11 protein-coding genes are annotated in these 13,956 nt (G+C 65.4%); 5 read left to right on the top strand and 6 right to left on the bottom strand.

Going from position 1 to position 13,956, the window contains the following annotated elements; genetic code table 11:
- Window positions 1-212: 212 nt before the first annotated feature.
- From ACFFDA_RS06810 to ACFFDA_RS06800, 3 genes are all read right to left on the bottom strand, one after another.
- Entirely contained in the window at window positions 213-548 is a 336-nt protein-coding gene (locus ACFFDA_RS06810; RefSeq protein ID WP_404477250.1) for a DUF4142 domain-containing protein, read from the bottom strand.
- Window positions 549-688: 140 nt separating this feature from the next.
- Window positions 689-2,251: a DUF4139 domain-containing protein gene (locus tag ACFFDA_RS06805; RefSeq protein ID WP_404477248.1), complete on the bottom strand. Its 1,563-nt coding sequence runs from the start codon at window positions 2,249-2,251 to the stop codon at window positions 689-691.
- On the bottom strand, window positions 2,251-3,657 hold the full coding sequence (locus tag ACFFDA_RS06800; RefSeq protein WP_404477246.1) for a DUF4139 domain-containing protein: 1,407 nt from the start codon (window positions 3,655-3,657) through the stop codon (window positions 2,251-2,253). Before ACFFDA_RS06800 ends, ACFFDA_RS06805 begins: the two co-directional genes overlap by 1 nt.
- Between ACFFDA_RS06800 and ACFFDA_RS06795 the strand changes: the two genes are divergently transcribed.
- The gene (locus ACFFDA_RS06795; protein WP_404477244.1) at window positions 3,545-3,922 is read left to right on the top strand and encodes an SDR family oxidoreductase; all 378 of its coding nucleotides are present in this window, start codon (window positions 3,545-3,547) and stop codon (window positions 3,920-3,922) included. The genes ACFFDA_RS06800 and ACFFDA_RS06795 overlap by 113 nt on opposite strands.
- 91 nt (window positions 3,923-4,013) lie before the next feature.
- A complete protein-coding gene (locus ACFFDA_RS06790; RefSeq protein ID WP_404477242.1) occupies window positions 4,014-4,865 on the top strand; it encodes a formate/nitrite transporter family protein in 852 nt (283 codons plus the stop codon).
- Between the two features lie 24 nt (window positions 4,866-4,889).
- On the opposite strand, the gene ACFFDA_RS06785 is transcribed toward ACFFDA_RS06790, so the two are convergent.
- The gene (locus ACFFDA_RS06785; RefSeq protein ID WP_404477240.1) at window positions 4,890-5,636 is read right to left on the bottom strand and encodes an SDR family NAD(P)-dependent oxidoreductase; all 747 of its coding nucleotides are present in this window, start codon (window positions 5,634-5,636) and stop codon (window positions 4,890-4,892) included.
- A 278-nt stretch (window positions 5,637-5,914) separates the two neighbouring features.
- Here ACFFDA_RS06785 and ACFFDA_RS06780 point away from each other — a divergent pair, with 278 nt between their 5' ends.
- The 3 genes from ACFFDA_RS06780 to ACFFDA_RS06770 all read left to right on the top strand — a co-directional run bounded on the left by ACFFDA_RS06780 (window position 5,915) and on the right by ACFFDA_RS06770 (window position 10,683).
- On the top strand, window positions 5,915-8,281 hold the full coding sequence (locus ACFFDA_RS06780; protein WP_404477238.1) for a TonB-dependent receptor: 2,367 nt from the start codon (window positions 5,915-5,917) through the stop codon (window positions 8,279-8,281).
- Window positions 8,282-8,345: 64 nt separating this feature from the next.
- The gene (locus ACFFDA_RS06775) at window positions 8,346-9,428 is read left to right on the top strand and encodes a zinc-binding dehydrogenase (protein WP_404477236.1); all 1,083 of its coding nucleotides are present in this window, start codon (window positions 8,346-8,348) and stop codon (window positions 9,426-9,428) included.
- Window positions 9,429-9,438: 10 nt separating this feature from the next.
- Window positions 9,439-10,683, top strand: a complete 1,245-nt coding sequence (locus tag ACFFDA_RS06770; RefSeq protein WP_404477234.1) for a cytochrome P450 — start codon at window positions 9,439-9,441, stop codon at window positions 10,681-10,683.
- 292 nt (window positions 10,684-10,975) lie between these two features.
- Here the strand turns inward: ACFFDA_RS06770 and ribB are convergent, their stop codons facing one another.
- Both ribB and ACFFDA_RS06760 read right to left on the bottom strand, forming a co-directional pair.
- Window positions 10,976-12,124, bottom strand: a complete 1,149-nt coding sequence (ribB, locus tag ACFFDA_RS06765; protein ID WP_404477233.1) for a 3,4-dihydroxy-2-butanone-4-phosphate synthase — start codon at window positions 12,122-12,124, stop codon at window positions 10,976-10,978.
- Between the two features lie 39 nt (window positions 12,125-12,163).
- On the bottom strand, window positions 12,164-13,873 hold the full coding sequence (locus tag ACFFDA_RS06760; RefSeq protein WP_404477232.1) for a class I adenylate-forming enzyme family protein: 1,710 nt from the start codon (window positions 13,871-13,873) through the stop codon (window positions 12,164-12,166).
- Between the last annotated feature and the right edge of the window lie 83 nt (window positions 13,874-13,956).

Genomic DNA, 13,956 nt, shown 5'->3' with positions numbered 1-13,956 from the left:
ATCCTGTCCAGCCGGTCGAGTCGCAGGACCTACCCTCCGACAGGTCATCTGCCCGGCGGACGGCCGGCCGTGGCTCCTATGTCCACCCCTCCTTCCACGCGCATGATGCGCACTGCACCGGCGCAAGGCCATCGAGGACCCGTTGCGGGCCGCCGGCGTGATTCGATGCGCTGCCCGCCCGCCCTCGAAAACTATCTCGCGGAGCCGGGCCGTCACAGTCCTTTGGCCATGTTCAGGTGCGCGGTCACGAGCGGCACCAGTTGCTTGGCGAACGCGTTGAGCGAAGGCAAATCGCCCCCGGCCGAATAGCCTTGCAGCGCGTCGAGCTTCGCCTCCCGGGCGGCGGTGAGCGCCGGGACCGGCGTGATCGCACGGGTCGCGGCAGCGGCGGCGGCCTTGAGCTTGGCGGTGGAATCGGTGTGCGCACCGATCATCTGCCGGGCGAAGGTCTTGACCTTGACGGAACTGGCTTTGGCCAGCGCGAGTTTCGAAGTCTCGATCTCGAAGGTATCGCTGGTAGCGGCAACATTTGCGAAGGACTGGCCCAAATTTTCAGCGGTTGCGGTGGCGGAGGGCCTCGGTCGCCGGGGTGGTGATGGGCGCGTCTGTGGCGGGTTCGGCGTCTTTCTTGCAGCCTGCGAGCCTCATGGCGGCGATGATGGCCGCTCTCGGCATTCTGCCCCTGCGTTCAGAACCGATAGTTCAGTTCAGCGGTGCCGCCCGGTTCCAGCGTCGGCGACCAGGTCGCGATACCGTCGACGGAGATGAGTGTATTGCCGGCAGCGGCAATCTTCTGACCGGCCGCGCCGATCGGTACGTCGAGAGCGACGGTAAACGGATTGGCGTTGGTCACGCGTACCACGGCCTCGTGGGCAGCGATGGTTTCCTGCGCTACGAGGACTTGGGTACTGGTGCCGGCCGCGAGGCGGAAGGTCTCCCCTTCCGAGCGATCGGTGAGCTTGCCCAGTCCCAGCAGCAGCCGCTCGCCATCACGCTGCGTCGCATAGAGCGCGGTGCTGCCCGAGGGCAAGGCCAGGCCAAGGCCCGCCTCGCTCTTGTTGCGCAGCTCCAGGACGACGGCCGTCGGCGTCGCGGCGATCGTCTGGCCGGGATAGACCGCCCGGCGATAGCGCCGTTCGAACGGCACCGCCGTTCGCGCCAGCAAGGCAACCTGCTTCTGTCCGCGTGGGTTCACGGTGACGTTTTCCGGGACGCGGTAGAGCTTGAGGTCGCCGAGGTCCTCAGGCGGCGGCGGAGGTGGGGGTGGCGGGGCCGGTGGCGGCGCGGCCATCATCACCGCCGGTGGCACATCGAAACGGCGCGAGGCGGTGAGCACGATCTCCTGCGCCTCCGGGCGCTGGGCTTCCCGCAAGTCGGAGGTCGTGGTGCCGAGCGGGTAGCAGATCAGCCGCAACGGGGCCACGGCTGCCCGCAACGCAGGCGTCGCGACCCGATTGAGGCGACCCGCGACGGCATTCACCTCGGCGTTCGCGAATACCTGGGAGTTCCCGTTTGCAAGCGTCAGCCAGGCGAAAAGGTCGAGCGAGCGCCCGTCCTGCGCCTGGGTCGCCACATAGCTGGCTCGCCAGTCGAAGCCCGAGGCAAGGTAGCTCAGCTTCACGCTCACGGTCCGTGCCGAGGGGCTTTCGGTCGTGACGCTCAGCACCGGCTTGCTGGACAGTCCGGCGGGAACGCCGGCGAACTCCAGCCCCTCCGGCAAGCCCGAGCAGCGCAGCACCTCTATGCCAGTGGCGGTGCGCAGGACCACGCCCGGCTGCGGCCCGGCGACGATGACGGCGTCCTCGCTGACCGTGCGGCCAGTCGCCCTGGTCGTGCGCGTCACTGTGACCTCGCGGCCCAGCGTGCCGTCGACGAGCGAGGCCGGGGATAGCAGCCGTGCATCGCGGTTGCGTTCGATCGTGCCGCCGGGCAGGCCCTCGATCACCGCGCTGACCGGGATGATGCCCTCCGCCACACCTTCGAACCGCAGCACCGCCCGGCCGCGCGGCAGCCGGACCTTGCGGGTTTCCGTGACCATGGCAAAGCCGCCGAGGTAGTGCAGGTCGAGCGCGCCGTCGCCGTAGGGTGCGCGATACACGGTCAGCGCAATGCGTTCCGGCGCCCTCGAGGTGACGGCCTTGTCCTCCGGCCCCTGCCCGCCCGATCGCTCACCGGAGGTTTTCCCGGAAGAGGCCGGCGCCTGTACCGCTGTCGCCAGCAGCATGGCCGCCAGGTAATGCCGCATGCGCATCAGTAGCGCGTGTCGAACGTGGCGGTGACGACCGCCTCTCCGTTGGCCGGCACCGGCACCTGCCAGACGGCCGAGCCGGCATCGCGCCTTTCGCTCTTGCGGGTTTCCTCGATGATCCGCGTATCGGGCCAGGCCAAGCCGCTCTGGACGAGTTCCACCGTGACCGCCCGCTGGCGGGCGTTGGTGAGCCGGTAGCGGACTTGCGTGCGCCAGCGACTGTCTCCCAGCCGCGTGCGCGATACGGTGGTCGGCTGCACTTTCACGTCGAAGGCATCGCCGGTGGGAAGCGCGATGCTGGAGCCCTGCGGGGTGTGGTCGATCCGGTTCTCGCCGGTGAACTGCGGCTGGCCACGGGCATCGCGGACATAGACCCGCACGGTCCCGGCCGGCAGTGCGTCCCCCAGCCCGCCAGCACCCGAGTTGGCGAAGCGCAGCACGCTCTGGGCACTGCGCGCCTCGTTGGCGCTCGCCAGCCACGGGTTTTCGAACCGATAGCCGGAACTGGCGGCCACGCCCTTGGCATCGAGAAAACTGACCTGCTTGGTCTGCTTGTCGGCGATGGTCGTGCGCTCGGCCAGGGGGTAGAGGTAGAAGTCTCCAAGCTGTTCGCGATCCGCACTTTCCGTTCCCGGCTGCACGCGCGTCGTCCGGCGCGGATAGGGTGCGTACCGGTTGCCCTCGTCCCCGTTGCCGACTTCGCCGGCCACCAGCAGCGTCCGGGCATTGTTGAAGGTCGTCCCGCTGGTGTTGCTTAAGGTCACCCAGCCCTGGACGTCGACGGTGCCGCTCTTGTCGTCGAACAGGGCGACGTAGTCGGCGCTCCAGCCCAGGCCGCGGCTGAGGTACGAAAGCGTTGCCGGGCGGGTGCCCGACCGCTGGCTCGCCAGCGTGACGGAAAGGGTGGGCCTTGCACGCAGCGATTCAGGGACGCGGTCGAAGACGGCGCGCACCGGCAGGCCATCGTCCCTGAGTACCTCGACGTGGCCGCCCACTTCCAGAACGACACCGCCGTTGACCGCCAGCACCCTGGCCCGCTCGCGGGTTTCGACGCCGGTGGCGGGGTTGGTGCGGATCAGGGTGATCGTCTCGCCGACCGCCTTTTCCATCAGGCTGGACGGGCTCAGCAAGTCATAGTCGAAATTCTGTTCGACGATCGCGGCGTCGGCGACCGTGAGCGATACCGTTTCCGGCCGGATCTGCGCGCTGACGTCCGGGAAGCTCTGCCGCACGCGCCCACTGCCGAGATCGAGAGGCCGGACATCCTGCACCAGGGCGAGGTCGCCGTTGTAGATCGTGACCGAGAGATCGCCTTGTGCGCTCGGTCCTCCGGGAAGTCCCGGTACGTCCTGCGCCGCCAGGGAAGCCGGCAGCGCCAGAGCTGCATATCCCGCCCAAATCGCCCGCATCGACTCCCCCTTTGCCCAGACTGCACCCGTCATGCAGACAGCACGCGCACGATGCAATGCCCGAGTACCGGCGATTGAGGTGGCCGCCGATGCTGGAAATTCGCGCGTGTTCTATCTGGCCCGCACGCCAGTGGGGCGCATCGCGATGCCACAGGACCTCGTCGGGCCGTTTCTCTTCCTCGCATCCCCGCTTTCGGCGCACATGACCGGGGGGATACTCCCGGTCGACGGGGGATATACTGTTACGGGCTTCGTCGATCACTGAGGTCCGGCCTCGCGGGGGCATGGATTTTTGCACGGGCAGGTGAACCATTCGGCTGCTGGTTCATTGCTTAGCTTAACCTCCGGAGGCGGCCATGGACGATAGCGAGCAGCCGGACCACCACGAACCCGACGCCAGCCTCGACGCGCAGGAGACGGCGGACGTCAAGGACCGGCGCGCCGGTTCTTCCAAGATCGTTCACGAAGTCGTGCGGCTGCAGGGGGAGGAAGAACTCGGCAGGCGCGTCCCCGCGCTGTGCCTGTCGGGACTGGCAGCGGGCCTCGCGGTCACGCTCTCGCTGCTATGCGAACTGTTCCTGCGCAGCCACCTGCCCGATACTGACTGGGCACCGCTGGTCTATTTCCTCGGCTATCCCGTGGGTTACCTCATCGCCATCATGGGTCGCCTGCAGCTTTTCACCGAAAGCACCGTGACCGCCGTCCTGCCCGTGGCGACCGATCCGACGTGGAACAATTTCGGGCGGCTGTCGCGGCTCTGGCTGTGCGTGCTGCTCGGCAATCTCGTGGGGGTGACGCTGGTGAGCGCCCTGATGGCGGGCGAAGTCATCATCACCCACGAACAGCGGATGGTGGCGATCGACGTCCTGGGCAAGCTCGAACTGCAACATTGGACGAGGACCCTCACGCTGGGCATTCCCGCGGGCTTCATCATGGCTGCGATCGCCTGGGTCCTCCCCAATGCGCGAGGAAGCGAATTCTGGGTGATTTTCCTTCTCACTTACGTGATCGCGCTGGGAGGCTTCGCCCATGTCGTCACGGGATCATCGCAGGTCACGTTCCTGTGGTTGAACGGCAACATCGGTTTCCACGACGCCTGGGTTCAGTTCACCCTCCCTGCCCTGGTCGGCAACATCATCGGCGGCACGGGACTGTTCGCCGTCCTCGCCCACGGCCAGATGCGTAGTGATCTGGCCGTGGATGAATGACGCGGTCCTGGCGTTTCGCGTGCCTCAGTGGGCGAGCATCCCCGCATCGACGAGGTGCTCGGCGCCGGTGATGTAGGAAGATTCGTCCGAGGCGAGGAACAGCACCAGGTTGGAGACTTCCCGTGGATCGGCGATGCGGCCCAGCGGGATCTGCGCCAGCGCCTCGCCGCCGCCCTCGTCGGTCGCCTCGACCATCATCGGGGTCTGGATGAAACCGGGGTGGACCGAGTTCACGCGGATGTTGTCCTTGCCGAATTCCATGGCGGTCGCCTTGGTCATGCCTCGGACCGCGAACTTGCTGGCGACGTAGGCAAGGTTCGGGAACCCGTAGTTGGCGGCCATGCCGGCGATCGAGGAGATGTTTACGATCGAGCCACCGCCGCGCTCCAGCATGGCGGGAACGACCGACTTCATCCCGAGGAACACCGAGTGCTGGTTCACCGCGCAGACCAGATGGTAGTCCTCCTCGGTCAGATTCACGGTATCGGCCAGCGGTCCAAGGATGCCGGCGTTGTTCACCAGGATGTCGACGCCGCCGAATGCATCCTTCGCCGCCGCTACGACCGTCGGCCACTCCGCCAGCTTCGTCACGTCGTGCCTGACGAAGATGGCATCGCTGCCGATCTCCGCCGCAAGCGCCTCGCCGGCCACCTCGTTCAGGTCGGTGAGCACCACCTTTGCACCCTGTTCGGCGAAAAGCCGGGCGTGCGATGCGCCCATCCCCCGGCTCGCGCCCGTGATTATGGCCACCTTGCCTGCGAGTCGTGCCATTCGGGTTCTCCCATCTTGTCTAAACAATAGCCTATTATTGATTTGGCAATGGCGAGCTTGTCAACCCTGCCCCTTGCATGTTCGGGCGTAGGCAGATCCGGTAGAGATAGCGGGATAGTAGCTATTTCCTTGGTTTTCGCAGCCCATAATCCGCCACTGGCCGAAAATTGCTTCGGCGGAATTTCGTCGCAAATTTTCGCTTGACCACAGACTAATGGTTATTAGTTTAAAGCCAGATCACAGGGCCCAGGAAGGGTCCGAGATAGGGAGACGATGCAATGAAGTTCCGTTTCGGCGCGACCTCGACAATCGCCATCGCCGCCGCCCTGATGGCGGCGCCGGGCCATGCGCAAAGCGACACCGCCTCCGACGATACATCCACGCAATCGGGCGTGAACAAGCCGCAGGTCGAGGAAATCGTCGTCACGGCGCAACGCCGCGAACAGTCGCTGTCCAAGGTCCCCGTCGCCGTCTCGGCCTTCAACGCGGACGTCCTCCAGGATCGCAACGTCAGCAGCGAGCAGGACCTTGCCGCGCTGGTGCCGGGCCTGATCGTCAAGAGCGGGCAGAATTCGAACCAGCTCAGCTTCACGCTGCGCGGCCAGACGCTCGATCCGTTCTCGGGATCGAGCCCCGCTGTGCTCACCTACATCAACGATGCGCCGATGACCGAGGGCAATACCTCGACGGCGTTCTTCGATTTCAGCTCGGTGCAGGTGCTCAAGGGGCCGCAGGGCACGCTGTTCGGCCGCAACGCCACGGGCGGCGCCGTGCTGTACGAAACGACCAAGCCGGGCGACGTCTATGGCGGCTTCCTCACCGTCAAGGGCGGGGAGCGCAACTACATCCAGGTCCAGGGCGCCATCGACCTGCCGCTTTCGGACGTCGTGCGCCTCCGCGTGGCGGGCGACTACAACAAGCAGGACGGCTACATAAAGAACGTCAAGACCGGCAGCACGCTGGGCGACACGGATGCGAAGTCCGGCCGCGTCACGCTGGTGATCGAGCCGTCGTCCGGCTTCAAGATGACCACGGTGGCGCAGTACAGCGACTTCGGCGGCAGCGAGGGTGCCGGCGGTCTCTATTCCTATCATGCCTGCGGCGAAACCAACAATGGCTACACCCTCACCTCGACCCTGGATTGCGTCTACGGCATGAACAGCCCGTTCGCGCCCACGCTCGGCGACGGGCCGGTGGGCGACGGCACCTGGCCGGGTGCCGTGCCTGGCTACCTCGCATGGCAGCAGGCCAACCCGTACAAGGTCTGGCTCAGCTACGACCTGCCTCACAAGGCCCACACCGCCTTTGTCACCAATACGACCGAGATGGAACTCGGCGACGACGTCATGCTGAAGAACATCTTCAGTTATGCAGATGCGTTTGCGCGGACACCGGGAATACTCTCGGGCTCGCCCTTCGGTTCGCTGAACCTCTACAACCGCACCGGCCTGGGTAACGGCCCTCCGGGCGGCGAGGAATTCTCTACCAAGCGCCTGTCCAACGAACTGCAGTTGCAGGGCAAGAGCGGACGGCTCGACTACATCATCGGCGCCTACTATTCCTGGTCGCGCAAGGAAGAATACATTCCGGTGATCGTCGGTTCGGAACTGGCGACCCCGCTGGCCGACATCGCCTACAACTACACCGCCGACGACGAATCCAAGGCACTCTTCGCCCAGCTCAGCTATGCCCTGACCGACAAGCTCACGGTAACCGCAGGCGGCCGCTACACCTGGGAACAGGTTCGCCTGCGCCAGAAGCCGGGCAGCCTATTCAACCTGACAGGGAGCACCCCTCTCAAGCAGAAGGCCAATCTCAAGGACCCGAGCTGGACCTTCAACATCCAGTACCAGATCACCCCCGAGAACATGATCTACTTTGCCCAGCGCGGCTCCTTCCGCGCCGGCGGGTTCAACGGCGCGGTCGTTCCGTTCAACAACACCAACTTCTTCGGCAACGAGAACACCTACGACTTCGAACTGGGCTACAAGTTCAACGGCTATCTCGGCGATGTGCCCACGCGCATCAACCTGGCCGCCTATCGCCAGATCGTGAAGCATGCCCAGCATTCGATCTACGCGCTGGTGGGCGGCAATCCGGCGGCCTTCACCGTCAACGTGCCTGAAAAGCGCATCCAGGGCGTCGAATTCGACGGCAACTTCAAGTTGAGCAAGTGGCTCGAGGTGGGCTTCTCGGGCGCCTACACCGATGCCAAGTTCACCAAGAACGTCGTCGACCTGTCCGCCGCAACCGGCGTGCCGGGCCTGACGATCCCCTTCGACACCTACACCGACGCACCGAAGTGGGCCGGGTCGGTCTATGCGGAAATCGGCCTTCCCGTTCCCGAGAAGGTGGGTGACGTGAAGTTCCGTACCGACGTGTTCGGCCAGAAGAAGACCTACTTCTCGAACAACGAGGGTTCGATCACGCCCCGCACGCAGCTTCCCGGCTATGTCACGGTCGATCTGCGCCTGAGTTGGAACGACGTCATGGGTAGCAATCTGACCGTGGCCGCCTATGCCAAGAACGTCTTCGACAAGCTCTACTACAACTCCGGCTACGTGGAAGGCGCGAGCGGCGGCTTCAACACCGCGATCTGGGGTGAGCCGCAGACGTTCGGGGCGGAAGTGACATACCGCTTCTGATGCCCCTTCCCCGGCCTGCCCGAGCTTCGAGCGGGCGGGCCGGACTCACGAAAGGACGTAGCCGATGCTCGGTAGAGCGACTGTACTTGTCGAGAAGAACCGCCTGGAAACCTGGGACCTGCCCATCGCCGAGCCCCAACCCGGCGGCGTGGTGGTCCGCACGATCGTAGGCGGCGTATGCGGCAGCGACGTGCACATCGCCTCGGGCGAGGCGGGCGAAATGCCGTTTCCGATCATCCTGGGACACGAAGGCGTCGGCCGGATCGAGAAGCTGGGTGCCGGGGTCGACAAGGACTACGCGGGCGTCGACGTGAAGGTCGGCGACCTCGTCGTATGGTCGCCGATTCCGCTGTGCGGGCGCTGCTATTCGTGCAGCGTGCTTGGGCAGACGCCTTGCGAGAATACCCGGTATTTCGAGGATGCCAGCAAGCCCAACTGGGGCAGCTACGCAGACTATGCCTGGCTGCCCAACGGCATGTCGTTCTACCGATTGCCCGACCATGCCGATCCCATGGCCGTGGCCGCGCTCGGCTGTGCGCTTCCGACCGTGCTGCGCGGGTTCGACCGCTGCGGGCCGATCGCGCTCAACGATGCGGTAGTGGTCCAGGGCGCGGGCCCCGTCGGTCTTTCCGCCGTGCTCGTCGCCGCCCAGATGGGCGCGCGCTGCGTGATCGTCATCGACAAGGCCCCCGCCCGCTTGGAGGCGGCGATGAGGCTGGGCGCCAGCGCCATCGTCTCGCTCGACATGCCGGCGGAAGAACGCCGCCGCGCCGTCTACGACCTCACCGGGCCGGGGGGACCCGACGTCGTGATCGAGGCGGCCGGGGTTCTTCAGGCTTTCCCGGAAGGCGTCGATCTGACCGGTCCACATGGCCGCTACATCGTGCTCGGCCTGTGGGGCGCGATCGGCACCCAGCCAATCAGTCCACGCGATCTGACGGTGAAGAACCTTACCATCGGCGGGGCCGCATTCCCGGCGCCACGCAACTACTACCACGCAATGCACCTTGCTGCGCGTCTCCAGGACAAAGTCCCACTGGCGGGGCTCGTCAGCCATCGCTTCTCGATCGCGGATGCCGGAAAGGCACTCGAAGCGACCCGTACCGGCATCGCCACAAAGGCCGTCATCGATCCCTCCATCGCCTGAGGAACAGTTCATGAGCAAAGCGCAGCTTGAAAAGCACCGCAGCGTCGTTCCCGACCATATTCCCGCGGACCTGATCTACGACGTCGACATGTTCGCGCCCGAGGGTATCGAGGAAGGCTTCCACGAAGCCTGGGGTCGCCTCCAGAAGGACGGCGTTCCCGACCTGATCTACACCCCCCTCACCGGTGGCCACTGGATCGCGACGCGCGGGGAACTGATCGACGAGATCTACCGAGACCCCACCCGGTTCTCGAGTGAGGTGATCTTCCTGCCCAAGGAAGCCGGCGAAAAGTACACCATGGTCCCGACCCGCATGGACCCGCCCGAGCATACACCCTACCGCAAGGTGCTGGACAAGGGCCTGAACCACTCCGCGATCCGCCGCACCGAAGAGCAGGTCCGGGCCACCGCTGCAGAACTGATCGAGGGCTTTCTCGCTGACGGCGGCTGCGATTTCGGCAAGCAGTATGCGGGCATTTTCCCGGTCCGCGTATTCCTGGCGCTTTGCGACCTGCCCGAAAGCGATGCCCAAATGCTGGGCGAACTCGCGAACGACATGACACGCCCGCCCGGTCGCACGCCGGGCGAACAGGCTGAGGCACTCGACAAGGCGAACCAAGGCTTCTTTCGCTACGTCGAACCGATAATCGCCGCGCGCCGTGGCGGCAATGGAACCGACCTCATCACGACGATGCTCAACTCCGAGGTCGACGGCGGACCGATGCCTGACGACAAGGCACTCGGCCTGATCTCGTTGCTGCTTCTGGGCGGCCTTGACACCGTCGTCAATTTTCTGAGCTTCATGATGCTCTATCTCGCCCGCAACCCCGACACGGTCGCAGAACTGCGGGATGACCCGTTGAAACTGCAGCGCAGCGCGGAGGAGATGTTCCGCCGCTTTCCTGTCGTTTCCGACGGGCGCATGGTGACGCACGACATGACGTACCGGGGGGTCTCGCTCAAGAAAGGCGAGATGATCCTGTTGCCAACCGCATTGCACGGCCTCGACGCGCGAGCCAACGACGATGCATGGACGCTCAAGCCGGGCCGCACCGGCATCGCCCATTCTACGTTCGCGCAAGGCCCCCATCGCTGCGCCGGGATGCATCTGGCGCGCCTCGAGGTGATCGTAACCCTGCAGGAATGGCTCAAGCGCATTCCGGCGTTCTCGCTCGCGCCCGATGCACGGCCGGTCTTTCATTCGGGCATCATCGGCACTGTCGAGGGCGTGCCACTGGTCTGGGATCGGCCCTGAATTCGCCAGGAACGACAACTGGAATGACGACCGAAAGCGAGGAATTCCACCGCATTCTCGGGCCTTTATCCGACGGGCGTCTGCGCCGTCACCGCCATCTCGGGCGACGGATCGTACTGGGACGCGTTCTCTCGACCTGCATCATGAACGAAGCCCGCCGGTCTTTCACAAGGGCGGTTACGGCAAGATAACGTCGATCTGATACGGGCGTCCCCGCGCCGGCGGGGACGCGGATTGTCCTTTCACGCACCGCCGAGGGCCAGGGCTGAGATGATCCGGCGTCGGCGGGTTCCTATCCCTCCGGTTCCACTGCCCGCAGCGCCGGGACCGGCTTGTCTTCGCGCAGTGCCATGCGACCGTTCACCGTCAGGCCGAACCCCTCGAGAGCCACCAGCTTGGCCGGGCTCGAGGTCAGGAGTGTCATCTGCCCCACGCCGAGATCCTGGAGAATCTGCGCACCGATGCCGTAGTCCCGCGTGGCGTGGGTCTCATGGTAGGTCCTGCGCCCGCCGGCGATGCGCTGCGAGATCGAAGTCGGGCTAGGATCGCGTACGAATACGGCGACCGCCGGGCCGTGATGGCTCGAAATCGCCCGCAATGTGCGCGGCACGTAGTCCCGGTGGGCGGCGGTCCAGCCGAACAGGTCGGCGGTCAGATCGACCTGATGGACGCGGACCAGCGTGTCCGTCGCGGGAGTGACCTGGCCCTTGACGATGGCCACGTGCTCACCGCCGTCCACGAGATTGCGATAGACGTGGATGGTCAGCGGAGCCTGGGAATAGTGGCTTTCGAACGGCGCGCTGGCGACCCGCTCGATCAGTTTTTCGGAACGCCGACGGTACGAGATCAGGTCCGCGATGGTGCCCACCTTGAGCCCGTGGAGGGCCGCGAACTTCAGCAGTTCGGGAAGCCGCGCCATGGTGCCGTCGTCGTTCATCACCTCGCAGATCACCCCCGCCGGCGTCAGGCCTGCCATTCGCGAGATGTCGACGGCGGCTTCGGTGTGCCCGGCGCGGACCAGCACGCCGCCGTCGCGGGCGGTGAGCGGGAATACATGTCCCGGCGAGACCAGATCGCGGGCCGACTTGGTAGTATCCACCGCGACCGCGATCGTATGGGCCCGGTCCTTTGCGGAAATACCCGTCGTCACGCCCTCGCGTGCTTCGATCGAAACCGTGAAGGCGGTCCCGTGGCCGGACTGGTTGTTGCGGGCCATCGGTGCCAGTTGCAGTTCGTCGGCGCGGGCGCGCGTCATCGCCAGGCATATCAGGCCGCGCGCATGCATGGCCATGAAATTGATCTGCGCGGGCGTGGCGAACTGCGCCGGGATGATGACGTCGCCCTCGTTCTCGCGATCGTCGGCATCGACGAGGATATAGGGGCGGCCTTCGATCGCGTCCTGGATGATGTCCTCGATCGGCGAAACCTGGTTGTCAGTCATCTCTCTCATCTTTCTTTTTTGCGCCGCGCGACCGCTAGGTCAGTCGGCGGACAATTCCCGGATCAGGTCCAGGGCCATGTCCTTCAGCTTTGCCTTTTGCACTTTGCCCGTGCCGGTCTTGGGCAGGTCCTCGTCGGCGATGAACCAGACGTCGCGCGGCAGCTTGTAGGCCGCGACTTGCGTGCCCAGGAAGGCGCGTATCTCATCGTCCGATATCACCGAGCCCGGATTGCGCACGACCCAGGCGCAACCGCATTCACCATAGCGCTCGTCCGGCATGCCGATGAAGAATGCTTGCGAGACCTGCGGATGGCGCGTGAGCAACTGCTCCAGTTCCTTGGGCGAGACCAGTTCGCCCCGGCTCTTGTAGAGTTCCTTGGAGCGCCCGGTGAGGAACAGGTTGCCATCCTCGCGGAACTGGCCGAGGTCCCCCATGCGCACCCATCCCCCGGGCAGGAACAGCTCGGCAGTGGCCTCCGGCCGACGGAAATAGCCGTTGCTGTTGAGCGGACTGCGGCAGCACAGTTCGCCGGGGCTGCCCCAGGGCAGGTCGGCCCCGGTTTCCGGATCGATGGTCTTGAATTCGGCGATCCGGCCGTGCTGATCGGGCATCCCCGCGACGCCGGCCTCGACGATGCGCCCTTGGGTCTCGGAGACGACCTCGATCGGATCGCCCGGGCAAGTACACACGACCGTCGCAGTGACTTCGGTCTGGCCGTAGCTGGTCACGATCTCCTCGCAGCCGAAGGTGTCCTGGATCTTCTTCCAGACCCAGCTCGGCGTGGGGGCCGCGGCGCTGTGGATTGCCGTCAGCGACGAGAAATCGTAGCTTCCCTTCTCCGCCTGTTCGAGCAGGGCGATGGTCATCGTCGGTACGCCCATCAGGCAAGTCGCACGGTGGCGGCCGATGGCGGTGAGGATCGCATGCGGGTCGAACTTGAGCAGGGGAACGATCGCCCCGCCCACCACCATGCCGGACAACAGCCCGACGACGAGCCCGAACCCGTGGTAAAGCGGCAGCGAGAAGACCGCGCGCCGCCCGTCTTCGAACGCCTGATGGTAGGCGCCGGCATAGGCGGCGCGCATCAGGTTGTCGTGGGTGATCGCGACGCCCTTGGGTGATCCGGTCGTACCCGAAGTGAACATGATGACGGCGACGGCATGGGCTTCGAGAGAGGCGTCAACCGTGACCTCGCCGTCCTGCCCATCCCCGCAAAGCGCCTGGACGAAGTGGTCGGGCGCATCGCGATCGAACACCAGTCCGCCTTCGAGTTCCGGCGCTTCGGCACAAGTGCCGTCCCGCCAGCCCGGCAATGCCTCGTCGAGCATCGCCGGAAAATCGCGCGACCCGAAGCGATGCATCGTAATCAGGATCGAGCAACCGGCTTCGCGGACCGCATAGGCCAGTTCCTCGGGCCGGTAGAGGGTGTTGATGGGTACCGCGATCGCGCCGGCCCGCCACACCGCGAACAACAGCGGCACGGTCATGGGGTCGTTGGCCATCACCAGGCCGACCCGGTCACCCGCGGAAATCCCGCGCCTCGCGAGCCCCGCCGCCAGCCTCCGTGACAGCGCCGCGGTCGTTTCGTAGTCCAACACCTGCTCGTCTGTGATGACCAGCGGACGCTTGGCGAAATCCGCCAGGGTCCAGTCGAGGTAGTCATGCAAGGTCCACGACTGCCACCGGGGGTGCCGGTCCGCCATCGCCTGCCTGCGACCCGCCGTGCCCGCTATGCTCGTTTCCAACATCGATCTCCCTAATTGAAATTAATTTATTCCATGATGGATGGCTCGGTCAAGCCAAACCGGACGATGGTTCGGAGGTCCGGGCT

Origin of the sequence: Novosphingobium sp. BL-52-GroH (assembly GCF_044813085.1) — a bacterium.
In the GTDB taxonomy this organism is placed as follows: Bacteria; Pseudomonadota; Alphaproteobacteria; order Sphingomonadales; family Sphingomonadaceae; genus Novosphingobium.
Note: the sequence above shows the minus strand (reverse complement) of the source record. Positions and strands in the feature narration are given on the sequence as shown.